The 23,902-nt window shown below is 66.2% G+C and carries 21 protein-coding genes; 13 read left to right on the forward strand and 8 right to left on the reverse strand.

Going from position 1 to position 23,902, the window contains the following annotated elements; all coding sequences use genetic code 11:
- The first annotated feature begins 17 nt into the window (after nt 1-17).
- Entirely contained in the window at nt 18-1,166 is a 1,149-nt protein-coding gene (gene ftsZ, locus ACFOSU_RS00840) for a cell division protein FtsZ (RefSeq protein ID WP_380685486.1), read from the forward strand.
- A 250-nt stretch (nt 1,167-1,416) separates the two neighbouring features.
- Entirely contained in the window at nt 1,417-2,340 is a 924-nt protein-coding gene (gene lpxC / locus ACFOSU_RS00845) for a UDP-3-O-acyl-N-acetylglucosamine deacetylase (protein ID WP_380685488.1), read from the forward strand.
- Nucleotides 2,341-2,419: 79 nt separating this feature from the next.
- Here the strand turns inward: lpxC and ACFOSU_RS00850 are convergent, their stop codons facing one another.
- From ACFOSU_RS00850 to ACFOSU_RS00875, 6 genes are all read right to left on the reverse strand, one after another.
- Complete coding sequence (locus ACFOSU_RS00850) at nt 2,420-3,379, reverse strand: hypothetical protein (protein WP_380685490.1); 960 nt, start codon at nt 3,377-3,379, stop codon at nt 2,420-2,422.
- A 2-nt stretch (nt 3,380-3,381) separates the two neighbouring features.
- Nucleotides 3,382-4,344: a diacylglycerol kinase family protein gene (locus tag ACFOSU_RS00855; RefSeq protein WP_380685492.1), complete on the reverse strand. Its 963-nt coding sequence runs from the start codon at nt 4,342-4,344 to the stop codon at nt 3,382-3,384.
- A 174-nt stretch (nt 4,345-4,518) separates the two neighbouring features.
- Nucleotides 4,519-5,583, reverse strand: a complete 1,065-nt coding sequence (lptG, locus tag ACFOSU_RS00860) for an LPS export ABC transporter permease LptG (protein WP_380685494.1) — start codon at nt 5,581-5,583, stop codon at nt 4,519-4,521.
- The gene (gene lptF / locus ACFOSU_RS00865) at nt 5,583-6,638 is read right to left on the reverse strand and encodes an LPS export ABC transporter permease LptF (RefSeq protein ID WP_380685497.1); all 1,056 of its coding nucleotides are present in this window, start codon (nt 6,636-6,638) and stop codon (nt 5,583-5,585) included. Before lptF ends, lptG begins: the two co-directional genes overlap by 1 nt.
- 117 nt (nt 6,639-6,755) lie before the next feature.
- Nucleotides 6,756-7,598 (reverse strand): NTP transferase domain-containing protein, encoded by an 843-nt coding sequence (locus ACFOSU_RS00870; RefSeq protein ID WP_380685502.1) that lies wholly within the window; start codon nt 7,596-7,598, stop codon nt 6,756-6,758.
- Nucleotides 7,595-8,746, reverse strand: coding sequence for an N-acetyltransferase (locus ACFOSU_RS00875; RefSeq protein ID WP_380685504.1), 1,152 nt, complete (start codon nt 8,744-8,746; stop codon nt 7,595-7,597). Before ACFOSU_RS00875 ends, ACFOSU_RS00870 begins: the two co-directional genes overlap by 4 nt.
- A gap of 540 nt (nt 8,747-9,286) precedes the next feature.
- Here ACFOSU_RS00875 and ACFOSU_RS00880 point away from each other — a divergent pair.
- The 11 genes from ACFOSU_RS00880 (at nt 9,287) to ACFOSU_RS00930 (ending at nt 21,544) form a co-directional block, all read left to right on the forward strand.
- Complete coding sequence (locus ACFOSU_RS00880; protein WP_380685506.1) at nt 9,287-11,074, forward strand: fatty acyl-AMP ligase; 1,788 nt, start codon at nt 9,287-9,289, stop codon at nt 11,072-11,074.
- 4 nt (nt 11,075-11,078) lie between these two features.
- Nucleotides 11,079-12,011, forward strand: coding sequence for an NAD-dependent epimerase/dehydratase family protein (locus ACFOSU_RS00885; protein ID WP_380685509.1), 933 nt, complete (start codon nt 11,079-11,081; stop codon nt 12,009-12,011).
- 35 nt (nt 12,012-12,046) lie between these two features.
- Nucleotides 12,047-12,289, forward strand: coding sequence for an acyl carrier protein (locus tag ACFOSU_RS00890; protein ID WP_006913137.1), 243 nt, complete (start codon nt 12,047-12,049; stop codon nt 12,287-12,289).
- Nucleotides 12,286-13,500, forward strand: coding sequence for a serine palmitoyltransferase (gene spt, locus ACFOSU_RS00895; RefSeq protein WP_380685512.1), 1,215 nt, complete (start codon nt 12,286-12,288; stop codon nt 13,498-13,500). The genes ACFOSU_RS00890 and spt overlap by 4 nt, the downstream gene beginning before the upstream one ends.
- Nucleotides 13,501-13,548: 48 nt before the next feature.
- On the forward strand, nt 13,549-14,334 hold the full coding sequence (locus ACFOSU_RS00900) for an SDR family NAD(P)-dependent oxidoreductase (protein ID WP_380685514.1): 786 nt from the start codon (nt 13,549-13,551) through the stop codon (nt 14,332-14,334).
- A gap of 44 nt (nt 14,335-14,378) precedes the next feature.
- Nucleotides 14,379-15,155: an aspartyl/asparaginyl beta-hydroxylase domain-containing protein gene (locus ACFOSU_RS00905; RefSeq protein ID WP_021031276.1), complete on the forward strand. Its 777-nt coding sequence runs from the start codon at nt 14,379-14,381 to the stop codon at nt 15,153-15,155.
- Nucleotides 15,156-15,243: 88 nt separating this feature from the next.
- A complete protein-coding gene (locus ACFOSU_RS00910) occupies nt 15,244-16,188 on the forward strand; it encodes a lysophospholipid acyltransferase family protein (RefSeq protein WP_380685516.1) in 945 nt (314 codons plus the stop codon).
- 81 nt (nt 16,189-16,269) lie between these two features.
- Nucleotides 16,270-18,684, forward strand: coding sequence for an ELM1/GtrOC1 family putative glycosyltransferase (locus tag ACFOSU_RS00915; RefSeq protein ID WP_380685519.1), 2,415 nt, complete (start codon nt 16,270-16,272; stop codon nt 18,682-18,684).
- On the forward strand, nt 18,677-19,804 hold the full coding sequence (locus ACFOSU_RS00920) for a mitochondrial fission ELM1 family protein (RefSeq protein ID WP_380685521.1): 1,128 nt from the start codon (nt 18,677-18,679) through the stop codon (nt 19,802-19,804). The genes ACFOSU_RS00915 and ACFOSU_RS00920 overlap by 8 nt, the downstream gene beginning before the upstream one ends.
- Nucleotides 19,783-20,544 (forward strand): hypothetical protein, encoded by a 762-nt coding sequence (locus tag ACFOSU_RS00925; RefSeq protein ID WP_380685524.1) that lies wholly within the window; start codon nt 19,783-19,785, stop codon nt 20,542-20,544. The genes ACFOSU_RS00920 and ACFOSU_RS00925 overlap by 22 nt, the downstream gene beginning before the upstream one ends.
- Nucleotides 20,534-21,544 (forward strand): sulfotransferase family protein, encoded by a 1,011-nt coding sequence (locus tag ACFOSU_RS00930; protein ID WP_380685526.1) that lies wholly within the window; start codon nt 20,534-20,536, stop codon nt 21,542-21,544. Before ACFOSU_RS00925 ends, ACFOSU_RS00930 begins: the two co-directional genes overlap by 11 nt.
- 63 nt (nt 21,545-21,607) lie before the next feature.
- Here ACFOSU_RS00930 and ACFOSU_RS00935 read toward each other — a convergent pair whose 3' ends face one another.
- A complete protein-coding gene (locus ACFOSU_RS00935) occupies nt 21,608-22,843 on the reverse strand; it encodes a glycosyltransferase (protein WP_380685528.1) in 1,236 nt (411 codons plus the stop codon).
- A complete protein-coding gene (locus ACFOSU_RS00940; protein WP_380685530.1) occupies nt 22,843-23,856 on the reverse strand; it encodes a glycosyltransferase family 2 protein in 1,014 nt (337 codons plus the stop codon). Before ACFOSU_RS00940 ends, ACFOSU_RS00935 begins: the two co-directional genes overlap by 1 nt.
- Nucleotides 23,857-23,902 lie beyond the last annotated feature (46 nt).

The following is a 23,902-nucleotide window of genomic DNA, read 5'->3' on the forward strand; positions in this document are numbered from 1 at the left end:
CAAGATAGAGGTGCATCATGCCTGAAGTATTCGAATTCGCAGATCAGAAGACCGACAAAGCGGTCATCAAGGTCATCGGCGTCGGCGGTGGCGGCGGCAATACCATCAATCAGATGGTCAATGGCGGCATCCAGGGCGTCGATTTCATTTGTGCCAACACCGACGCGCAGCATCTGGAACGCTGCGACGCCGACGTACTCGTCCAGCTGGGCATGAACGTCACCCGTGGCCTCGGCGCGGGTGCCGATCCGGCCATCGGCCGGCAGGCCGCCGAAGAGGATCGCGATCGGATTCGCGAGTCCATCGAAGGCGCCGACATGCTGTTCATTACCTGCGGCATGGGCGGCGGCACCGGTACTGGTGCGGCACCGGTCGTGGCCGAAATCGCCCGCGAGATGGGTATTCTCACCCTCGCCGTGGTGACCAAGCCGTTCCCGTTCGAGCGCGGCAAGCGCATGGAAATCGCCAAGCAGGGCATCGAGGATCTGGGTCGTTTCGTCGACTCGCTGATCGTGATCCCGAACGAGAAGCTGCTGACCGCCCTCGGCAAGGGCACCACGCTGAAGAACGCCTTCCAGGCCGCCAACAACGTGCTGCACAATGCGGTTCAGGGTATTTCCGACCTGATCACGCGCCCGGGCGTCATCAACGTCGACTTTGCCGACGTGCGTCGGGTGATGTCGGTCCAGGGCATGGCCATGATGGGCCGCGCCACGGCGTCCGGCGACGATCGTGCCCGTGAGGCCGCCGAAGCCGCACTGGCGAGCCCGCTGCTGGACGATCTGAGCCTGCATGGCGCCCAGGGCCTGCTGGTCAACGTCACCGGCGACGAGAATCTGGGTATCAACGAGTTCCAGATCGTCAACGAAGTAATCGCCGACATGGGCGGCGAGCACGCCGAAGTGATCGTCGGCATGGCCGAAGATCCGGAGATGGGCGACGAGATCTGTGTGACCGTGGTCGCAACCGGGCTCGGTCATCAGGCCGAGGAACGCGTCGCCGCGGTGCGTCCGCTCAAGCGCGATGCCGGTGGTCAGATGCGCTACGAGGACCTGGATCGTCCGACCGTCATCCGCAATCGTCCGCAGCAGTCTTCACGCGACAACGCAGCGGTCGATATGGATTACTTCGACGTACCGGCCTTCCTGCGCAATCAGGCCGACTGATTGCAGGTTGGGGGTTGAATGATGCGCTTCGCCTGTCCACGGGGACAGGCGCCGGTCGGCGGCTGCCGTGCGCCGCCGACCGGGTATCGCGTGTTATTCTAGGCGGCTTTTGAGCGGGCAACAGCATTCGCGGCGCTGCAACATTAAGGTAAAGTTAAGGCACCGTAGATAAAGTATCGCCCTATCGTATGACACCGTCGTTACACGGTGTGCGCGGCGTTTAAAAATCGCCACAAGGGATAACAATTCGATGCTCAGACAACGTACTCTAAAGAATCCGATTCGCGCCACGGGCGTGGGGCTGCATACCGGTCAGAAGGTCTATATGACGCTGCGTCCGGCTGCCGCGAATCAGGGTATCGTGTTTCGCCGCACGGATCAGTCGCCGATGGTCGAATTCCGTGGCGATGCATTCAAGGTCGGCGATACGACGCTCGCCACAACGCTGATCAACGAGGACGGCGTACGCGTACAGACCGTCGAGCACCTGCTGTCGGCCATGGCCGGGCTGGGCATCGACAACGCGATCGTGGAACTGTCGTCGGACGAGCTGCCGATCATGGATGGCAGCGCCGGTCCGTTCGTGTTCCTGATCCAGTCGGCCGGCATCCAGGAACTGGATGCGCCGAAGAAATTCATCCGTATCAAGCGCGCGGTGGAAGTCACCGAAGACGACAAATGGGCCCGCTTCGACCCGTTTGACGGTTTCAAGGTCAGCTTCTGCATCGACTTCGATCATCCGGCCTTCGATTCCGACACGCAGTCGGCGACCGTGGACTTCTCCACGACGTCTTTCGTCAAGGAAGTCAGCCGTGCGCGCACCTTTGGTTTCATGCGCGATATCGAATTCCTGCGCTCCAACAATCTGGCCCGCGGCGGCAGCATGGACAACGCGGTCGTGCTCGACGACTACCGTGTGCTCAATGCCGACGGCCTGCGCTACGACAACGAGTTCGTGCGCCACAAGATTCTCGACGCCATCGGCGATCTGTATCTGCTCGGTCATGGCCTGATCGGCAGCTACTCCGGCTACAAGTCCGGCCATGCGCTCAACAACAAGCTGCTGCGCGCACTGCTCGACGACGAAAAAGCCTGGGAGGAAGTCACCTATGAGGATATTTCCGAATCGCCGGTGACCTATATCAACGCCCGGCCGGTGGTCGCGGCCGCCTGAGCCGGACTCGGCCAGGCGATTTGAAAAGCGTCGACCGTTCTCGCGGCCGGCGTTTTTTTATGGTCGCCGTTCGCAGGCCTCAGCGCAGCAGCCGCTGGCGGTAGACACGCCAGAGTGCGACCCAGCCGAACACGAGCGGGTGGCGCCGCAGGCGATCGGTCACCTCGATTGCAACCCCGGTATGGCGTTCGATCTTGAAGGCGGCATAGTCGACCGCGTCGCTGAACGTGAAACAGGCCTTGACGAGCCGCGCGACCGACACCAGCTTGCCGGCGCCGCGCCGTAGCGGCCAACTGATCTTCGCCAGCTGTCGGCGCTGTGCCGAGGGCCGATACCGTACCGCCTGCGGATCGTCGAGATTGACCTCGAACGACAGCAACGGCGCCGCGCACCGCAGCCGGTGGCTGTATTCCGCCGCATCGGCGGCGACCAGCGCAACGCTGCGCCCGGCGCGCTCGACCCGCAGCTCGCTGGCGTAGCTCAGTGTGAGCGCGGCGGCGAAGGTGTCGGCCGCCGAGGCGGGCGGTGCAACGGCGGGCAGGGCCTTTTCCAGCAGGGTGACAACGGCCTCGCCACAGGCGGCGCGTACACGGTCGTGGTCGTGCGCGCTGCGTGCGTTGACAATCGCGACGGGCTGCGCGAACCGCCCCCAGATCGACGACAGGAACGCACGCCTGCCGACGCCGGCCTCCAGTTGCTCGACGCTGAGCACCGCGTATTTGCAGCGCAGTATGCCGTGCCCGGTCGCGCGTTCGGCGTAATACACATTGGGCGGTACGAGCCGGTTGGCGAGGGCGCCGATACGGCTCTGGCCGGGGCGCCCGTAGTCGTCGACCACGACATAGAAATCGATCAGGCCATCGTAGGGATCGCCGCTGCGCAGGCAGGAGCCGTAGTAGATGACGGCGGCGAGGGCGTCGCCGAAGCGCGCACTGATCACGGCCAGCAGCGGTTCGAGCTGCGGCGTTTGTGGCGTGCTGCATGGTCCGGCGATGGTGTGCAGTTGATGCAGCCGGCGGTCGCGCTGTGCGGCTGGCATGTTCAAAGATTCAGGAACGAGGCCTTGCCCGCCGAACTGAGTACGACCGGCCCGTCGGCCACGCGGGCGCTGAAGAATTCGCCGTCGACGATATAACCGCCGTCGAACAGCAGCTCCAGGCGCTGGGTATTGTGGCTGCGATAGCCTTTCTCGGGCGTCATCCAGCGCCGCCGTCGCCCACGGCAGACGGCCGGCATGCGGCGCAGGAATTTCTCCGCCGATTCGGCCACCGTGGTCCAGGCGACCGGACCCGGTTCCTCGCCCCAGAACGGATGCAGCCTGAGCACGAGGGTGTCGAGCGTGCTGGCGAACAGCAGAATGCTGGCTTCGTCGAGATCGTTGCCCAAGTCATCGCGCAGGCGCACCGTCACCGGTGAGAAATAGCGTCGATCGCCGGTCGCAACGGCCTTGACGAAGCGCGTGAATGCCACCCCGGGGCCGACGTCGCCGCGCAGACCGTACTGGTGCAGATTGCGTTGCGTATGTTCGACCGCGTTGTAGATCGCGCCGGCGCCGAAGAACATGCCGCAGAACGCGGGGGCATCGCCGCCGGGGTCTATCTTGAGCACGTCGCGGGCGACCACGCGTTGTTCGATATCGACCGGGTTGTCGGCCCAGGCCCGCAGTTTCTGCCATCCCTCGCGCTTGACCCGCACCGTGCCGACGTCGTTGCCGGTCATGTTGGTGCTGCCGGTGGGCACGAGCGCCAGCAGCGGCGGGCGCTCGAACAGATCGCCGAGCATCACTTGGCTCAGCACCGACTGAACAGTGCCGTCACCGCCCGCGATGGCGAGCAGCTCGACGCCCTCGCGGGCGAGTTCGGTCAGTCCGGCGCGGATTTCTTCGGCGGTCTTGGCACGAATCGCGGGTACGCTGTCGCCGAGGTCGGGCTGGGCCCAGCGTTTGCGATGTCGACCGCTGTGGGCGTTGTAGAGGATGCCCAGCTTGAGCGACCGCTGAGCCACGGCCGCAGGTTGCCGCGCGCCGGTCACGAGCGGCACACGACAGCAGATGCCGTCGGCGGGCGCCGGTCATCGGCGCGGGGAGAGCGGGCGTCGAGCATGGGCCGCAGCTTGCGGGTCGGGGGGTCAAGGCGCCGATGGTAACGCATGTGCCCCGGATGGACCCACGCGCATGCCTCATCCCACGCGTCTGAGCCAGAGCACCGCGACCACGCATAGCAGCAACCCCGGGGTGAGCATGCACAACGGCGCCGACAGCCCCAGCACGAACGCGAGATTGCCGACCGCCTGCATCGATGCATAAGCGAGCAGGCCGATGCCGGCGGCGACCGCGACCCGGAGCCCGAAATTGGCACCGCGGGGATTAGCGAAGACCAGCGGCATGGCCAGCAGCAGCATGGCGATCGCGGTCAGCGGCATGGCGAGCTTTTGCCACAGCGCGACGCGAAAACGCTGAGCGTCCTGATCATGGGTCTGCAGATAGCGGCTGTAGCGATACAGCGACAGCGGCGACAGGCTCTCGGGCGACCGGTCGAGTACCGCCAGCTGGCGCTCGTAGAGGGTGGGCGACCACGCCAGCGTGGCGCGCTGCGCGGTGGTGTCGCCGCGGGGGTTGAAGCTTTTGACCGTCACCTGCTGCAGCCGCCAGGGCCCGGACAAGGGGATATCCGCGCGCGCGGCGTGCAGATAACGGGTCAGGGTCGCGTCCGCGCCGAACTCGAATATCTCGATCTGTACCGGTACCCGCGCATTTTCCAGCGCGCCGATGTGGACGACGCCGTTGCGGGCGCGTAGCCAGAAACTGGCGTCGTCGGCGATGCTGCCGCCGATGATCGCGCTTGCCCGCATCTGTTGCGCTCGCTGCAGCAGCGGCGGCGCCACGAACGATTGCACACACAGCATGATCACGAGCAGTGCCACGCCGGCCTTGAACACGGTGCCGGCGATACGGGCCGGAGACAGCCCGGCGCCGCGCAGGACGACCAGTTCGTGGCGGCTGGCCATCAGTCCCAGGGCAATGACCACGGTGAGCAGGGTCGCGAACGGGGTCAGCTCGACCAGCCGCTGCGGCAGTTGGCGCAGCGTGAAGGCCACGGCGTCGAAAGTGCTGTAGTTGCCCTGGCCGACGTCGTCCAGCTGCACCGACAGATCGAAGAAGCCGAACAACCCGAGCAGCATGAGATTGACCACGACCCAGGCGCGCAGCAGTTCGGCGTGGATATAGCGTTCGTAGAGGCGCATCAGTAGCTCGAGCGCCGACGAAACAGCAGAACGCAGGCAATGGCGCCGACCAGCGCGTCGACCCAGTACACGCCTGGAATGATCGCCACCACACCCTGTTCCACCCAGCTGCGCGCGACGCTTGCCAGCCCGTAGTACAAGGCGAAACTCACCGCGGCGGCGACCATGTTGCCGGCACGCCCCCGGCGCGGCGTCGAACGCGCGAACACGATGCCCAGCAACGCCAGAAAGATCACCGCGACCGGCCGAGAATAACGCCACTGGCGTTCGGCGATATCGTCGCGATCGGTCATCTGAAGCAGCGAAGCGCTGGATGCGGCCTTGCGCTTGTAGCCGACCACGCGGCTGGACGGCGCCAGATGCCACTGCAGCTTGCCGAAGCCGACCACCCGATCGTTCGGGCCCTGCATGTCCAGCTGATAGAGATGACCGTCGCGAAAATCCAGTGTCGGTGCGCCATCGGCGTCAGTGGAGCGGCGCATATGGGCAGCGCGGATGACGACGCGGCGCTCGTCATCGATGAAACGGGCGAATACGTCGTTCAGCTGGTGCCCGTTATCGGACTTGCTGTTGGCGTAGATGGCGGCATCGTCGCTGGTATAGAACCGCCGCGGGGTAATGGCGTTCAGGTCCAGGCGTGCTTCGGCGGCGACTTCCACGGCGTAGAGCTTGCCGTAGGCCCAGGGGCGTCCGTACAGCGACAACGCGGCGACCAGCACGCTCACCACCAGCGCGAACGCCAGCAGTGGCCGGAGCATGCGCGACCGGCCGAGGCCGCCGGCCTGCAATGCAATCATCTCGCTGTCTGCGTAGAGACGGCCGAGACCGATGATGATACCCAGGTACAGACCCAGCGGCAGCAGTACCTCGAGTGCCACGACCACGCGCAAGCCGATCATCTCGGCGACGAAGCGCATCGCCTGCTGGCCCTGGGCGGCTTCGGCCAGGTAGCGCGTCACGCTGTAACTGGCGAAGATCGCGGCCAGCGCCGCGGTCACCGCGAGCCAGGGCCAGAACACCGCGCGCAGGAGATAGCGGTCGGATACGGTCAGCATGTCAGCACCGCCGCGTTGATGGGCCGATACAGCGTGCGTCGACGCCGATCAACGCGGGCGAGACCGTACGGTATCGAAGCATTCGCAGACGGGCGGATCGGTGAGGTTCATCTTGTATTACGTTGTATCGACGGGGCGGTTACCGGCGAACGCGGCCAGACGCGTGGCCAGAATCGACTCGACGAGCCGCAGATCGGCCAGCGAATCGACATCGATCGCGGCCTCCGGCTCGGACAGCAGCACGGCGCTTACGTTCACGCGCCTGCGCCGGGACAGACGGGAGAAGGCGTCGGCCAGCGTCAGCCGATGCAGGGCATAGCGCAGCACGCCCATCCAGCCGAGCATGCCGGCGACCACGCGCGCCGGGTTCTTGCGTTCACGCTCGACGCGGCGCCAGTCCGACACCAGTTGCCGGCCGGCCGCGGTATGAATCGCGAACAGGTTGCAGCTACAGTAGCCATCGCCTCGGCCCAGCCGGATCGCGGTGCGCCGGCTATGCGGGTAGGCGGCGCGCACGGCGGCATATTCGACCATGCCCACCGACAGATCGTTGCCCTCGGCCGCCAGCAGCGGCGCGATCATCGACGGCCTCAGCAGCGCGTGATCGGCGGTGGTGAGCAGCGCCGGCTGGTCGGGTTCGAGCAGCGCCAGCGCCCCTGCCGCGCTCGCGCTCGGTGAATCGGCGGGTGCGACCCACTGCACGCCGGGCATTTGTAGCAGGGTGTCGAGTTGTGCCGCGGCATGGCTGTCATCGGCGAACATCGTGCGCGCGGGGCCGACCACGATGATCGATCCGATCCGGGGCGTGTCGCGCAGCGTCTCCAGCACACGTTCGAGCAGGGCGATGCCGCCCACCGGACTCAGCGATTTGCAGGGCGCGCCGGTCGCCGCGGCAATCGGGTCGTCCGGACCGCGGTCGCCGGCGAGCACGATGGCCGCGTAGGCACGCGTTCTCGTCACAGCGGTTTTTCGTAGATACGGTAGGTCTTGTAGACATCGCCGCCGATGCTTTCGATGATATCGCGCATGCCCTTGTTCGACTCCAGAATCCACGACAGCTCACAACCGCGGGCCCCGCGCGCATAGAGTTCGGTCTGCAGCGCACCGATTACGCAATAGGCCAGGGCCGCGCCCAGCGGGCCGCCCTGATAGCGCTGGCGCACGCCCATGAGCGGTACGCGAGAGGTCTCGGGAAAACGGACCTTGAGCCGCCACAACAGCTTCATCAGCCCGGCCGGGAACAGACGACCGTTGAGATCGCGCGCCGCTTCGTTGAGGTTGGGCAGGCCGACGATGAAGGCCGCCGGCTCGCCGTCGACCTCGGCAATCTGGACCAGTTCGTTGGGCAGCAGCAGCTTGAGCGTCTTGCCCATGTCTCGGAACTCTTCTTCGGTGAGCGGCACGAACCCCCAGTTGTTGGCCCAGGCGTCGTTGAACATGTCGCGGATGATATCCAGCTCCTCGACGAACTTCTTGCCATTGATCGGCCGTACCGTCACACGCTTTGCATAGCGCGCGAGCAGACGCTGCATCACGCGCGGATGCTCGAAATCGAGGTTGATCCAGTACGCGTGCAGATCGATTGCCTTGGCGTAGCCCAGCCGCGTCAGTTGCTGCGCGTAGTAGGGCCGTGCATGCCCCATCATCACCATCGGCGGGGTGTCGAAACCATCGACGAGCAGGCCGCATTCCTCGTTGATGGTCAGATTGAACGGGCCGTGCACCGCGCGCATGCCGCGTTCGCACAGCCAGCTTTCCGCGGTTTCGACCAGGGCGCTGAAAACGGCCGTGTCGTCGGGCGCGTCGAGCATGCCGAAATAACCGACATCGTCACCGTGGATCGGCTTGCGCAGACTATCGATCTGGGCGCTGATGCGGCCGACGCATTCGCCGTCCTGCCATGCCAGCCAGGCCTGGAATTCCAGATGCTCGAACGCCGGATTCTGTTTTGGCGACAGATGCATCTGGCGTTCGATGCGCAGCGGCGCACGCCAGGCGTTATCATCACGAAATATACGCGCGGGCACGTCGATGAACCGCCCACGAGCCTTGCGGCCGTCGACCGCGGTAATGCTGATTTCCCTGTCCGATTTCACGGATATCGCCATGGCCGATTCAACTCATTGTCGTGGGTGCGGGATATTGAGGCAATGTCGCGCGCAGGTTTAAAAAAATCCCGACACGACCGTTATATTTTGTTAACGGAAGTAGGTGGAAAAACCGTTAAACTTACCCTAAAGCAAAGGTTGAAAACGGTATGCGTTTTTCATGATGCACTCAAGCGGCAGGATTCGGCGTGCCGGGGTTTGAAACCCGCGCGATCGTCGCTCATGGCCATCGTGAACGCGTGTTTTTTCAGTCTCTCCGGGCATTGCGGTTATATTGCGTGCCAACTTGCGGTATTCTCGATAAAATATATGTCAGATGCACGGTCATAAAAACGGTTGTCGGCACGCGACCTGCGCCCGCGGGCTGTCCAGGTTCGCGCGCGCCGGATGGTCCGAGCGGGCGAACCTTCTCGACCGGTACCGGTCATTGAACCGGGCGCGCGCCACCTGGTGGACCCGATCCGCGCGCTGTGCGCGATCCCGATCGCCGATCGCGCCCACCGATCCGTGCGAGACAGCTTTTAATCAGGAATCCGGAACATGATGCCAACCCCCACACAGCATCGACTACCGATGCGTCACGGCGATTTTTCCAGGCTCGCGGATGCGCTGGATTACGCAGCCCAAGGGGAGACCGGGTTCAATTTCTATAACGGCCGGGGTGATCTCGTCGCGCCGTTGTCGTATCGGGAACTGCGCACGCGGGCGCTGGCGACCGCGCGCCGGCTGATCGGTCTCGGGCTCGAACCCGGCGATCGCGTCGCGCTGGTTGCGGATACGGTGCCGGGCTTCATGGATTGCTTCTGGGCTTGCCAGTACGTGGGCCTGGTGCCGGTGCCGCTGCCCGTGACCGTGGGCCTGGGCAGTCGCGACGCATATATCCGCCAGTTGAGCGGCCTGCTTGGCGGCTGCGATGCGGCGGCTGCGTTCGCGCCCGAAGATTTCATGGCATTCCTGGAAAAAGCCGCCGAGGGACATCCCCTACGCCATATCGGTAGTTTCGAGACGCTCCAGAACTTGCCCGAGGCCGATACGTTGCCGCCGTTGCCGGAGGTGTCCGCGACCGCGTATCTGCAGTTCACCTCGGGCAGCACCCAGTTTCCGCGCGGCGTGATCATCACCCAGGCGCAGGTCATGCAGAATCTGACCAGCATCCTGCGCCTGGGCGTACAGATGCGTGAGGACGATCGGCTGGTGTCCTGGCTGCCGCTCTACCACGACATGGGCCTGGTCGGCTTCATGCTGGCGGCGCTCACCTCGCAGCGCTCGGTGGACTATCTCGCGACCCGCGATTTCGCCATGCGCCCGCGCCAGTGGCTGAGTCTGATCAGCCGCAACCGCGGCACCATCGCCTTCAGCCCGTCGTTCGGCTACGAGCTGTGCGCGCGCCGTATCCGTCACGGTGCCACCGATTTCGATCTGAGCAGCTGGCGTATCGCCGGCGCCGGGGCCGAGACCATCCGCCCGACGTCGCTCAACCGGTTCGCCGAGACGCTGGCGCCGGCGGGTTTCGATTCGCGCGCGTTCCTGGCCTGTTACGGCATGGCCGAGTGCTCGCTGGCGATCAGCTTCGCGCCGCTCGATACCGGCCTGGAAATCGACACCGTCGACGCCGAGAAGCTCGCCACGCAACAGATTGCCGAGCCGGCCGATGCCCAGCAGGTCGAACGGACCAACACCTTCGTCGATTGCGGCGAGGTGCTGCCGGAATACGACTTCGAGATTCTCGACGGCGAGGGTCACCCGTTGGGCGATCGGCGCGTCGGTGCGATCAAGGTGCGCGGTCCTAGCGTGATGTCGGGCTATTTCGGCAGCCCCGAGCAGACGCGCAAATCGCTTTCCGACGACGGCTGGCTGGACACCGGCGATCTCGGCTATCGGATCGGCCGGCGTATTGTGATCACCGGTCGTGCCAAGGATCTGATCATCGTCAACGGCCGCAATATCTGGCCGCAGGATCTGGAATGGCTGGCCGAGCAGCAACCGGAACTGCGCCCGGGCGATGCACTGGCCTTTGCCGCGCCGTCGGCGGTGGGTTCGGATGCCGCCGTCGTGGTCGTGCAGTGCCGGGCGCGCGAGGCCGAAGCACGCAATGCCTTGATCAAGCGCCTGGAAGGCCTGATTCGGCGTGAATTCGGCGTGGAGTGCCTGGTCGAGGCAGTGGCGCCGCATACGCTGCCGCGGACGTCGTCGGGCAAGCTCTCGCGTGCTGGCGCGCGTCGCGACTATATTGCGCGTCTGCAGGAGCGGGTGCATGAGCGCCGCCGCCCGGCGGATGTGGGCAGCACGGCGGACGCCGATCACGATAGCGATCGCCAGGCAGGCTGACGCTTTGGCGCCCCGCGTCGCGGTCACCGGCGCCTCCGGCTTCATCGGCTCGACCGTCACCCGTGCGCTCGCCGCCGAAGGCTGGCAGGTCAGGGCACTGACGCGTACCGACAGCTGGGCCGGTCGGCTGCGTGATCAGGGGCTCGAGGTGACCGTCGGCTCATTGGCAGAGCCTGCGGCACTCGATGAACTCGTGGCCGGCGTCGATGCGGTCGTGCACTGCGCGGGCGCGGTGCGGGGTTCGTGTTATGCCGACTTCGCCGAGATCAACGTCGCCGGCACCGAGAATCTGATCGCGGCGATGGCGGGTCGCCACCTGCCGCTGGTGGCGCTGTCCTCGCTGGCCGCGCGTGAGCCGCAGTTGTCGGACTACGCGCGCAGCAAGCAGGCCATGGAAGCGCTGCTCGCGGAGACCGATATCCCGCTGGACTGTCTCGTGTTGCGTCCGCCGGCGGTCTACGGCCCCGGCGATACCGAACTCAAGCCGCTGTTCGATGCCTTTGCCCGCGGCCTGGCCCCGTTGCCCGGCGCCCCGGATGCGCGCGTGTCGCTGCTTTATGTGGACGATCTCGCGGCGGCGATTGTCGCCTGGCTGAATGCATCCGAACGTGCCGGTGGGGTGTATGAAATTGGCGACGCGAGCGCACGTGGCTATAGCTGGGACGAGGTGGTGCGGACCGCGGAAACGCTGCTCGAACGTCGTATCCGTAGAATACCGGTGCCCGGCGCGGCGCTCGATGGTGTGGCCTGGGTGAACACGCGCATGTCGCGCTGGCTTGGGTATGCGCCCATGCTGACACCGGGCAAGCTACAGGAACTGCGCCATGCCGACTGGGTCTGCGACAACCGCCCGCTGCAGCAGATGCTCGACTGGGCGCCGCAGGTCGATCTGGCGGCGGGTCTGAAAACGACCTGTGGCTGGGGCCGGGCCGCGTAGAATAGAGCGGCAGGCAAAACGACGAGGCAAGTTCAATGGCGAGTTACGACGATATCTACGGCGAGCTGCGTACGCTGCTCGCGGCGTATGTGCCGGCCGGCAAGACGATCGAGCCGGACAGTCTGCTTGTCGACGATCTGGGGCTGGATTCGATGCAAACCATGGAAATGGTCATGGATATGGAAGATCAGCTGGATATGGCGATTCCGCTGAATCTGCTGCCCGACGTGCAGACCGTGGACGATCTGGTCAAGGCGCTGGCGCAGGTCGCCGCATGAGTATCTTCGACAAGTTCGCGCCCATCGCCGACGTGCGCCGGCGGATCGCCGCCACCGGGGTCGATCCGCTCGGCGTGCCCATCGATCAGATCCTGTCTGCCACCGAAGCCATGGTGCGCGGCAAGCGCACGATCCTGGCCGGTAGCAACAACTATCTGGGCCTGACCTTCGATGCCGCCTGTGTGGACGCCGGGGCCGACGCGGTCCGGCGCGAAGGCACCGGCACGACCGGTTCGCGCATGGCCAACGGCTCCTACGCCGGGCATCTGGCCCTTGAACGTGAACTCGCCGAGTTCTACGGCGTGGGCCAGGCGATCGTGTTCTCGACCGGCTATCAGGCGAATCTGGGCATGCTCTCGGCGCTGGCGGGGCCGCGCGACGTGGTCATGCTCGACGCCGACTGCCATGCCAGCATCTACGACGGCGTCAAGCTCGGCGGCGCCGAAACCCTGCGTTTTCGCCACAACGACGCTGCCGATCTGGACAAGCGCCTGCGGCGTCTGGGCGAACGTGCGACCGATGCACTGGTGGTGGTCGAAGGCATCTACAGCATGCTCGGCGACCGCGCCCCGCTGGCGGCGCTGTGCGAAGTCGCACATCGCCACGGCGCGCTCATCTATGTCGACGAAGCGCACTCGCTGGGCATCTGCGGCGAGACCGGCAGCGGCGTCGCCGAGGCCGACGGAGTGCTCGACCAGGTGGATTTCATCGTCGGCACTTTCAGCAAGAGCCTGGGCGCTGCCGGTGGCTACTGCGTGAGTCGCCACGACGCGCTCGACGTGGTCCGCTATGCCAGCCGGCCGTATATATTCACCGCGTCGCCGGTGCCGTCGGTGATCGCCTCGACGCGTGCCGCGCTCGCGCGTCTGCGCGCCGCGCCGCAACTGCGTGAGCAGCTCTGGCGCAATGCCCACCGGCTGCACGACGCACTCGTGGCCCAGGATTTTCGTCTCGGCGCCGAGCCCGGCCCCGTCGTCGCAGCCATGTTCGATACCCCCGAACAGGCGTTGACCTTCTGGCAGGGACTGCTCGATCACGGTGTGTACGTGAACCTCATGCTGCCGCCGGCGACCCCGAACGGCTGGTGTCTGGTGCGGTGCAGCCTGAGCGCGGCTCACAGCGACGCACAGATCGATCACCTGATCGCGTCGTTCAGCGCGCTCAAGGACGATGCCGGGCAGCGGCCGCCGGTTGAACGATTCCATGCGTAGCGACCATGCTCTGTTGTCCGAACATTCCGCCCGTAGTGGTGTGTTGCCATGGGCGTGACCCTGCTCACCGGCGCCTCGTCCGGCATCGGTCGCAGTCTCGCGCGCCGGCTGGCGGCCGGCGGCGAGGCAATGGCGCTGGTCGCGAGGCGCGACGAGTTGCTGGCCAGTCTGGTGATGGAAATCGAAGCGGCCGGTGGCAAGGCGCTGGCCCTGCCCTGCGACGTCACTGATCGGGTCGCGCTCGCAAACGCCGTGGACATCGCGGAATCCCAGCTGGGACCGGTCACGCGTCTGGTCGCCAACGCGGGCGGTGGCGAGCCCACGGATGCGACGCAATTCGACGCCGGCGTTTTCGAGTCGGTGGTCCGACTCAATCTCGTCGGCGTGGCCAATGCCGTCGCCGCGGTGCTGCCGGGCATGCTTGCCCGCGGCGACGGGCATCTGGTCGCGACCGGTAGCCTCGCGGGCTGTCGCGGCCTGCCGAGTGCCGCGGCCTATTCGGCGGCCAAGGGCGGGCTGGCCAATCTCATGGACAGCTTGCGTATCGATCTGCGTGGGCATGGCATTGCCGTTACCCTGTTGATGCCGGGCTTCGTGCGCCCCAAACCGAAAAAGCCCGGCGGCTCGCGCGGCAAGCCGTTCCGGGTGGATCTCGAGGTGGCGACCGCGCGTATGGAAAACGCGATCCTGGCGCGCCGGCGGCGGCTGATATTTCCCTGGTCGCTGGCGCTCGCGATTGGCCTGACGCGGCTGCTACCATTCGGTATCGACGAGTGGCTGCTGGCCGGGCGCGGCCGCACGGCCGGGACGCGCCGAAACGAACCGCCGGCATGATCCCGATCACTTTTCGAGCATCCCTTTTCCAGAAAGGCAATCCCATGGCGACCCAAGCAGATCAATCCGGCGACAAGCGCCGCAAACTCGTCAAGCGTTTCGGCAAGAAACTCTTTCGCGGCACGCTCCTCGAGTTTCTCTCCAAGCAGTCGAAGATTCCGGACCAGCCGGTGCTCGACAACGCCTTGTTTCCCTGGGCGGAAGAACTGCGGGTGCAGTGGCCCGAGATCCGTGACGAACTCGAGGCCTTGCTCGAACATCGCGCCGCCTTGCCGAGCTTTCAGGAAATCAGCCCGGATCAGGCGCGTATCTCCAGCGATGCGCGCTGGAAGACGTTCATGCTCTACGGCTTTGGCACGCGCATGGATTTCGGCTGCGAGATGTGTCCGAAAACCGCGGCGGCGCTCGAGAAGCTGCCCAATATTTCCAATGCCTTCTTCTCCATTCTCGCACCCGGCAAGCATATTCCGCGTCATCGCGGCGTCACCAAGGGGCTGGTGCGCTGTCATCTCGGCCTGCGCGTACCCAAGGGCCCGGAACGTTGCCTGATCGAAATCGATGATCAGCCGATGCGCTGGGGCGAAGGCGAAATGTTCTTCTTTGACGATACCTATCCGCACGAAGTCTGGAACGAAACCAGCGAAGAGCGGGCGGTGCTGTTGTTCGATATCGAGCGGCCCATGGGGCCCGCCGGGCGCGCGGTTTCGCGTGCAATGATCTCGGTGCTGCGGCGCACGGCCTATTTCAAGGACGCGATGCGCAATCAACGCGCCTGGGAACAGCGCTATCGCGAGACGGTGCTGGCCGGTCAGGGGCACTGACGCCGTGACGATGCATGCCCGCGAGTCCGTCGGTCGTCGCGCGATCGCGTCGGCGTGGCAGCGGTCGGCGCGCAGCTGAGGTCGCGACATGGCTCGGTATTATTTTCTTCCCCAGCGCCTGCAGAAGGCGGTACGGCTGCCCCAGCGACTGGTGTGGTGGGTCGAATACATCGTCATCGGCGGTCTGATCGAGTTGTTCAAGCGCCTGCCGATCCGTTTGTCGATGCGGTTTGCCGCGTTCGTATTCGGCCTTTTCGGTCCCTATACCCCGCGCGCCGACAAGGTCCGGGGCAATCTGACGGTCGCTTTTCCGCAGACGCCGGACACGCGGCTCGAGGAGTTGATGCGCGACTCCTATCGTCATCTGGGCGTGGCGATCGCGGAGCTGGCGTCGCTGAAACAGATCTGGCGCGAGCGCGAACGACGGATCGAATTCACCCTGGAGCCGGGCGCGGTCATGCCCACCCCGGACAAGCGCAGCGTGTTCGTCACCGCGCATCTGGGGGCCTGGCAGCTGACCCCGCTGATCGGCCCGCATTACGGGGTCACGCTTCCGGTGATCTATGCGCCCGAGCAGAATCCGCTGGTCGACCGCAAGCTGGGCGCGATGCGTCGTGCCTTCGGTGGGCCACTGGTGTCGCGTGATGGCGGTATCCGCGTGCTGATGCGGGCGCTCGATCAGGGGCAGTCGATCGGCCTGACCGCCGACACGCGTATGGACGCGGGCGAATCGCTGCCGTTCTTCGACGAGCCGGCGATGACCAATACCGCACCGGCGCGGCTGGCGCTGCGCTATGACTGCGACCTGGTGCCTGTGCTCGCCGAGCGTCTGCCCGGTGCGCGTTATCGGGTCAAACTGTTCGCGCCGATCCGCGCCCGTGCGGATGCCGCCGATCGGCAGGCGCGGGTACAGGACATGACCGGCCAGCTGAATCGCCTGTTCGAGCAATGGATCCGCGATCGTCCGGATCAGTGGCTGTGCCTCAAGCGCCGCTGGCCGAAGGCGGTTTACAAGCGTCTTCAGGCGCGCTGAGCCGCGATGTTGTCGTCGGTTCCAGTTATCTTTTCCATCATCGCGCCCCCACGGGCCGCGATCCCGGGGAGTCGTTAGTCCATGGCCGTTCGATCGCAACGTGTACTGGCCTCGTTTCTGGCCGGCGACGACAATCGTCGTCCAAGCGCGGCACAGGTCGGCACTATCTGCATCACCTTGGCGCCCAAGGCCGGTGTCACGCCCAGCGACAAGCCGCCGGTACGGATATATCTGGGCACGGAATCGGCCCAGTTCCGCGCGGAGCGGGCGTTCGTGTGGTCGATCGAGCGCCTGCGCGATCCGGCGCGTCGCTACGATATCCATCTGATGAAGGACTTCGCGGGTTTCGAGCGCCGCCTGTGGTTGACCGGCTTCACCAACTACCGTTTCGCGATTCCGGAGCTGGCCGGGCGTGACGGTCGGGCGATCTACAACGACGCCGATCAGATCTATCTGAAGGATCCGGCATTGTTGTTCGACACGGCCATGGGTGATCACGGCGTGCTGTCGATCAACGATCGCGATACCTCGGTCATGCTTATCGACTGCGCCCGCATGGCGCCGCTGTGGAACTGGGACAGCGCCAAGGCGACCAAGAACCGCGAACTGGAAGCGCGCATGCGCGCCGTGGACGGCCTGTGGGGCGAGCTCGACGCCGGCTGGAACGCCCGTGACGAGGAGTATGCCCCGGCCACCTCGCATCTGGTTCACTACACCACGATTCATACTCAGCCGTGGCGGCCGACGCCCGGCGACTATGTGTACCGGGCCAATGTCGCCAGCGATCTGTGGCTCAACATCGAAGCGGAGGCGGATGCCGCCGGCTTCCAGCTGTTTCATGCCGAGGACCCGACGCCGCAGTTTGCCGATGCCGCCACGGTCAGCGATGAGCGCCGGCGGCAGTTCACGCCGGATCTCGAGGCGTTTCGAGAGCTTGCCCAGGACGCCGAGGCGCAATCGTTGTACTACTGCGGCTTCGCCTCGGCCGCGACCCTGCGCACGCTGGCCGATCAGAGCGGCTTGAGCGTGGAGCGTATCGACACGGCGACGCCGCTACAGGAAAGCGGTCGCGATCCGAACCGGGACAGCGTGGATGTGGTCGCCGCGGATGGCCTCGAGCAACTGCCCGATCTGGATATTCCCTGGCTGCTGGACCGGCTGTTCGCCCGCGCGACGCGTGCGCTGGTGGTGAGCGTGACGCTGGGCAGTGATCGAACGCGCCTGTGTCCGGCCGACCCGCACTGGTGGTATGCGCAGCTCGCGGCCGCCGGTCAGCGTTTTCCGGACCGCCACTGGCATCTGGTGGTGCATCGCAAGCGCCGCAGGTATGGCGCGCAGGCGGCTCACTGGTCGGGTGGGGCGCTGTTGCGCGTGCCGCCGACGACCTGGGTGCTTCAGCATCACAAGACGGGCCATCGCAGCCAGGCGCTCGGCATCGCCGACGCCCTGGGCTGGGATTACGAAACGCGCGAGATTCCCCACGCGCCGGCGCGTACATTGCTCGCCGCGCTGCGAGCACGCCTGCCGGTGGGCGCGCACGGGCTGTCGGATGCCATCCGCCCGCCGTGGCCGGATCTGATCATCGCCTCGGGCTGGCTGCCGGGCCTGGTGGCCCGCTGGGTGCGGGACCAGAACCAGGGTAATACCCGGGTCATCCTGATGGGGCGCCGCGGCGGGCCGGTCGGCGAGACACAGGATCTGGCGATCGACTGCCCGCACTTCGGTCTGACCCCGCACCCGCAGCACCTGCAAACGGTGCTGCCGCCGAGCAAGGTCGGCGCCGATCGCATGGCCGCGGCGGAAGGGCGCTGGCCGGACGTGTTCGGCAAGGATGCCACCACGCCGCGCGTTGCCTGGCTGGTCGGCGGTACCAGCGCCCAGCATCGCCTGGACGCCGAGCACGCGGCCCGGATGCTCGACGAAGTCCACAGTGCCGCCCGCACAGCAGGCGGCACGCTGGCGGTGCTCACCAGTCGCCGTACCGGCGAAGCGGTCACCCGCGCGCTTGCCCAGCGTGGTGACGAGAGTGTCATTTTCGAGCCCTGGCGGGCGGCGTCCGATGCCGAGAATCCGTTCCTGGGTTATCTGGCCCATGCCGATATTCTGGTCGTGACCGGTGAGAGCGAATCGATGCTTGCCGAAGCCGTGGCCACCGGCAAGCCCGTCTATATCCTGCCGTTGCCCGAACGCGCGCCCTCTGTGCGCCAGCGTATTGCCGACTGGATGCATACCCAGTCGCAGACCGATCGCTACAACGCCCGTGGCTCGCGTCGTCCCCAGCAGGGCCTGCAGTATCTGAGCGCGCGCCTGATCGAGCAGCGGGTGTTCCTGCCGCGGCGGGATATGCCCGCGTTGCACGGCGCGCTCGAGGATCAGGGTCTGGCGCGGGTTTTCGACGGTGTACTGGAGACCTGGCAGCCGCAGCCGTGGAACGAACTCGAACTGCTCGCAGGCGAGATTCGCGCACGGCTGGCCCCCGACGTTCGCCGTGGCTGATATCCGCGCTCACGACGCGTCGGCCCCGCGCGTGTGGGTGCTGCTGGGCGAAGGCGCCGGCGGTAATGCCCAGATGTGCGCGCTGGCCGAGGCACTCGGCTGGCCGTTCGAGACCCTGCAACTGCGCTACAACCGGCTCAACCATGTGCCCAGCGTGCTGCTCGGCCCCAGCGTGCGTACCGTGGATCGGGCCCGCTCCGACCCGCTGACGCCGCCGTGGCCCGACCTGGTCATTGCCGCTTCGCGGCGTTCGGCGCCGGTGGCACGCTGGATCAAGGCCCAGTCCGGTGGACATACGCGCCTGGTTCATCTGTTGCACGCGCAGGCGCCGCTGCATCATTTCGATCTTATCGTGACCCTGCCGCAGTTTCGGCTGCCCGACGCGCCCAACGTGCTGCACAACACGCTGCCGTTGAACGTGCTCGATCAGGCGCGTCTGGAGCGTGCCGCCCAACGCTGGCGCCCGCGTTTTTCGGACTTGCCGCGACCGTGGATCGCAGTACTCGTCGGCGGCGACAGTTCCAGCTATCGTCTCGATCCGGCCACCGCCCGAAAGCTGGCCGAGCAAGCGGTCGCTACCGCCGAGCGCCACGGCGGCAGCCTGCTGGTGACGACCAGCAAACGGACCCGCGCCGATGCCGCCCAGGCGCTGTGGCAGGCGATCCGTGGGCCGTCGTACCGCTATGCATGGCAGGCCGACGACGCCGACAATCCCTATCCGGCTTTTCTCGCGCTCGCCGATCGTTTCATCGTGACCGCCGACAGCGCCTCGCTGCCGGCCGAGGCCTGTGCGACCGGTCGTCCGGTGGAGCTGTTCGACTGGCAGCCGCGTGCGCGGCCGACGGTATGGGCGCGGGGGGCGCAGACGGCACTCGCACAACGCATCGGGCGCGGTTTAATCTACTGGGGTGCGGTCAAGCCGCGGCGCGATTTCGCGGCCTTTCATCGCGGGCTCGTCGAACGCGGCCTGGTCGGCAGCGACAGTCCCCGCGGCCGGGTACCCGACGACATGGGCCGCACCGTGGCTCGGATCCGCGCGTTGATGCACACGGCGGTGTCGCCGTCCGCCGGCGATCGGCGATCGCGCAACGATTCGCCGTGCTCCAATCATTCTTCCTGAAGGACATCGTGTTCGCCATGGAATTTCTCGACTACAAGCGCCTGGAAGCCATCGAAGCGAAACGCTTCCAGCAGACCGATCCCTATCCGTGGATCAATCCGGCCGGCCTGCTGACCGACGCCGGCTATGAGCGTCTGCTCGGGCATATGCCCAGCACCGATCAGATGACGCCGACCTTCGGCATGCAACGCTCGCACGGCCAGAAGGCCCACGATCGCTATGCGCTGGAATACCGCGACGATGTCGATCTGGACCCGGCCTGGCACGAATTCATCGCCGAACTGCGCGGCAAGCGCTACCACGACTTCATCAAGCGCATGTTCGGCCGGGGCCTGTTCAAGCTGAATTTTCACTGGCACTACGCGCCCCGTGGGGCGTCGGTGTCGCCGCACTGCGATGCCCAGCGCAAGCTCGGGTCGCATATCTTCTATTTCAGTTCGCCCGAAAACTGGGATGCGAGTTGGGGCGGGGATACTGTGATCCTCGACGACCACGGCAAGTTCGATCGCAAGTCCGCCCCGGAGTTCGAGGATTTTCCCGACGCCTACCAGGGCGAGAGCATGGGCAACTACAGCCTGCTGTTCCAGCGCCAGGCCAAGTCCTGGCACGGTGTGCGCGAGATCACCTGTCCGGAAGGCATGCACCGCAAGGTCTTCATCGTGGTCATCAACGACCGCGTGCGCGCGGCCGTGCGCCGGATCAAGGGTCGCCTCAAGGGCGAGGAAATTCGTGACGTCTGAGACGGCTGCCCGTACCGACACCGTCGTGGCTCCGCCGGATCCGAATCGCTCCACCGTGATCGCGGTACTCGGCGCGGGCCGCAGCGGTACCAGCGCAATCACGCGCGGGCTGGCCGCGCTCGGCGTGGATCTGGGCGACAAGCTGCGTCGGCCGGGCGGCAAGAACCCGACCGGCTTCTTCGAAGACAACGATGTGCTGGCGATCAGCAAACGCCTCAAGCGGGCGCTGGGCATCCGTGGACACAGCGTACGCCTGCTCGATGACGCCGAATTCGACACGCCGCGCATGAAAGCCATCCAGGCGCGCGCAATCGCCACCCTCGGCGCGCGTTTCGGCGCCACGCCGCTGTGGGGCTACAAGTATTCGCGAACCCTGCGCACGATGCCGTTCTGGGAAGGCATCCACAACGCCCTGGATCTGGACGTGCGCTATGTCATCGCGCTGCGCAATCCCCTGAGCGTGGCTCGCTCGCGCGGCCAGATCAATCCGCAGCGCGGTCGTCAGGTCTGGTCGGATATGGAATGGCTGGTCAACGTGGTGCCGTATTTTCACCGCACCGCGGGCTGTCTCCGTACCGTCGTCGACTTCGACCGGCTGATGGCCGATCCACAGGCGCAGCTCGCCCGGGTGGCGCGCGACCTGGGCCTGCCGATCGGCGCGGCGGAGCAGGCCGGCATCCACGAGTACGCGACCCGGTTCCTGAAGCAAGACAAGCCGCGTACGCGCTTCACCCGCGCTGATCTGCTCACGGATCCCACCGCCAATCGCTGGACCGCCGAGGGCTACAGCCTGCTCGACGAGGTGGCGGCCGATGAACGAACGCTGGATGCCCCGGAGTTCATCGAGCGCTGGGCCGCGGTCGAACAGGCGGTTACCGATCTGGGCCCGTTCCTGGCCGAGTTCGATCATATGCGGGCCGAAAACGTGAAAGCGCGCTGGAACCCGGCCAGTCCGCTCCACGAAGTGCATCAGATCTGGCGGGATCTCAAGGCGAAGTAGGCCTGCTCCGAGTTGCCTGGCAAGCGCAGGCCGCAAACGGATTCGGCCATGCGCTCAGTCCAGTCAAGCGGCGGGCGGCCGCGCTCCGATGAGCAGTTGGGCGTAGCGCGCGGCCGATCGCTCGGCCGAGTAGTCCTCCGCTCGGGCCATCAGTCGGGCGCTGTCCGGAGGCAAGTCCAGCGTGGCCTCGATCGCGCCGGCCATGGCGTCGATGTCGCCGATCGGTACCAGCTGGCCGTAGTCGCCGTTCGCGAGAATTTCCGCGCTGCCGCCGGGGCAATCGGTGGCCACCGGCGGGCAGCCACAGGCGAGCGCCTGGATGAGCACGCCGGGCAGGCCTTCCCACTTCGACGGCAGCACGAACACCCGGGCCGCGGCCATGGCCGAAAACGGGTTGTCGTCCCAGCCGGGCAGAGCGACATCGTCGGCCACCCCGAGCTCTTCGGCCAGCGCTGCCAGCCCCGCGCGCAGCGGGCCTTCGCCGATCAGCATCAGTCGGGCCGGCCGGCGGCGGCGCAGTTGCGCAAAAGCACGTAGCAGCGTCTCCGGATCCTTTTGTTCGAGCAGACGCCCGACCCCGAGAATCACCGGCGGCTCGCCGGCGCGAAACCAGGGATGGTCCGATCGGCTGCCTGCCGCGCGGCGCAGCGCGTCGTCGACCACGGGATTGGGCGCGGTGGTGATGGTCGCGCGCGGCAGGCCGCTGCATTCGGCCAGATCGTCCGCCACTGCTTGGGAGACACCGACAATCGCGTCGGCACGTGGGTAGCTGCGTGCGACCAGCGCCGGCAGATGTCGCCAGCGCGATTTGCCGGCATGACGAGTGACGAAGCTCGACAGCATATTGCGTTCGCTGACCACGACACGGCAGTCGATGCCGGCGCGCGCGCGCGCCCACAGCGCCACCAGATTGCACTGGGTCATGGCCGCCAGCAGCCCGGTCGGCCGCGCCGAGCTCAGATAGTCGCGCAGGGCGGCGATATAGCGCACCTTGGACCAGGTCTTGAGCGGCAGCAGCACGGTCGGTGCCAGAGGTCCGAGGCCTGCCGGGTCGGCGCGCAAGGCCAGTGCACGCCCCACCAGCGGCGCCGACCGCGCCAGCGTGATGACCTGGACGCCGGCGTCGGCAAGTGCCGCGGCCTGCGCGTCGTCGCCGTGACAGACCAGCAGGTCGACCTGGTACCCGGCCTGCGTGAGCGCGACCGCCAGATTGCGCAGCGAACGTTGCACGCCACCGCCGGTCAAGGCCGAGGTGAACAGAGCCAGTCGTACCCGGTCGGTCGAAGGGGGCGGTGGCATCAGGTGCCCAGGCGCAGGCGCGTGCGCGCTTCCTCGCGCAGGCCCGGCCAGATGGTGGCACGCAGCGGCGAGCGGATGAAGCGCACCAGCGCCGCCGGGCCCAGGCGGGGCAGGGCAAACCAGCAGGTCTTACTCCAGAAGGCACCGAGCGCCGCCGAGAACGCCGGCTCCGGATACAGGCCGCGCGCGGCGTTGGCCTCGCGCAGGCGGGTGAACCAGGATTCGGTCCAGTCCAGATAGGCGTGGTCGGGGCGAAAGGCTTCCTTGTGCATCCGGCGCAGCACGTAATGATGCTCCAGGTCCTGATCGTCGAAATCGATGCCGAGTGCGTCGAGCTGGTCGGCGAAAATGGCCAGCCGCCAGCGCTTGTAGTCGGGGTTGCGTTCGTCGCTGGCCTGGCTGTCGTGCTGACGGCGCTCGACCAGCACCTGCGGGAGTGCCGCGAGACGGTAATCGGCGGCGATCCGGGCCCACAGGTCGTAGTCCGAGCCGAGCCGGTAGTCCTCGCGGTGCGGATAGGCCTTGAGAACAGCGGTGCGCGCGGTGGCGGTGGAGTTCTCGAGACAGGAGCGGAACAGGCGTTCGGCGGCGATCTGATCGGGGTCGGCGGCCTTGCGCTTGGTGCGCCCGCGGGTGGCCCCACTGTCGTCGATCCAGCGGATCCAGCTGCCCACCGCGGCGAAATCCGGGTGCGTGTCCAGAAAGGCTACCTGCCGGGCCAGTCGATCGGGCAGGGCGCGGTCGTCGCTGTCCAGAAACGCCAGATACTCGCCGCGCGCGGCCTCGATGCCGCGGTTTCGGGTCGCGGCGATGCCGAGATTGCGGGGGTTTTCGATCAACCGGATCCGCGGGTCGGCGTGGGCGCGAATCGTGTCCTGGCTGCCGTCGGTCGAGCCATCATCGACCAGCAGCAGTTCGAAATCGTCGAACGTCTGCGCGAGTACGCTGTCGATGGCGTCGCCGATGAAGCGAACGCGGTTGTAGACGGGGATCAGGACCGTGACTTTGGGCATGGCATGCACAGACGTCTGGCCAGCGGGACTGGCGCAAAACCGATAG

It is taken from the genome of Salinisphaera aquimarina (assembly GCF_042643355.1).
Lineage (GTDB): Bacteria > Pseudomonadota > Gammaproteobacteria > Nevskiales > Salinisphaeraceae > Salinisphaera > Salinisphaera aquimarina.

Excerpts from the sequence above, each read along its gene's own strand:
- ACFOSU_RS00910 (WP_380685516.1), top strand. The coding sequence starts at position 15,244 with ATGGCTCGGTATTATTTTCTTCCCCAGCGCCTGCAGAAGGCGGTACGG.
- ACFOSU_RS00850 (WP_380685490.1), bottom strand. The coding sequence starts at position 3,379 with ATGCCAGCCGCACAGCGCGACCGCCGGCTGCATCAACTGCACACCATC.
- spt (WP_380685512.1), top strand. The coding sequence starts at position 12,286 with ATGAGTATCTTCGACAAGTTCGCGCCCATCGCCGACGTGCGCCGGCGG.
- ACFOSU_RS00915 (WP_380685519.1), top strand. The coding sequence starts at position 16,270 with ATGGCCGTTCGATCGCAACGTGTACTGGCCTCGTTTCTGGCCGGCGAC.
- ACFOSU_RS00905 (WP_021031276.1), top strand. The coding sequence starts at position 14,379 with ATGGCGACCCAAGCAGATCAATCCGGCGACAAGCGCCGCAAACTCGTC.
- lpxC (WP_380685488.1), top strand. The coding sequence starts at position 1,417 with ATGCTCAGACAACGTACTCTAAAGAATCCGATTCGCGCCACGGGCGTG.
- lptG (WP_380685494.1), bottom strand. The coding sequence starts at position 5,583 with ATGCGCCTCTACGAACGCTATATCCACGCCGAACTGCTGCGCGCCTGG.
- ftsZ (WP_380685486.1), top strand. The coding sequence starts at position 18 with ATGCCTGAAGTATTCGAATTCGCAGATCAGAAGACCGACAAAGCGGTC.
- ACFOSU_RS00900 (WP_380685514.1), top strand. The coding sequence starts at position 13,549 with ATGGGCGTGACCCTGCTCACCGGCGCCTCGTCCGGCATCGGTCGCAGT.
- lptF (WP_380685497.1), bottom strand. The coding sequence starts at position 6,638 with ATGCTGACCGTATCCGACCGCTATCTCCTGCGCGCGGTGTTCTGGCCC.
- ACFOSU_RS00875 (WP_380685504.1), bottom strand. The coding sequence starts at position 8,746 with ATGGCGATATCCGTGAAATCGGACAGGGAAATCAGCATTACCGCGGTC.
- ACFOSU_RS00935 (WP_380685528.1), bottom strand. The coding sequence starts at position 22,843 with ATGCCACCGCCCCCTTCGACCGACCGGGTACGACTGGCTCTGTTCACC.
- ACFOSU_RS00880 (WP_380685506.1), top strand. The coding sequence starts at position 9,287 with ATGATGCCAACCCCCACACAGCATCGACTACCGATGCGTCACGGCGAT.
- ACFOSU_RS00940 (WP_380685530.1), bottom strand. The coding sequence starts at position 23,856 with ATGCCCAAAGTCACGGTCCTGATCCCCGTCTACAACCGCGTTCGCTTC.
- ACFOSU_RS00890 (WP_006913137.1), top strand. The coding sequence starts at position 12,047 with ATGGCGAGTTACGACGATATCTACGGCGAGCTGCGTACGCTGCTCGCG.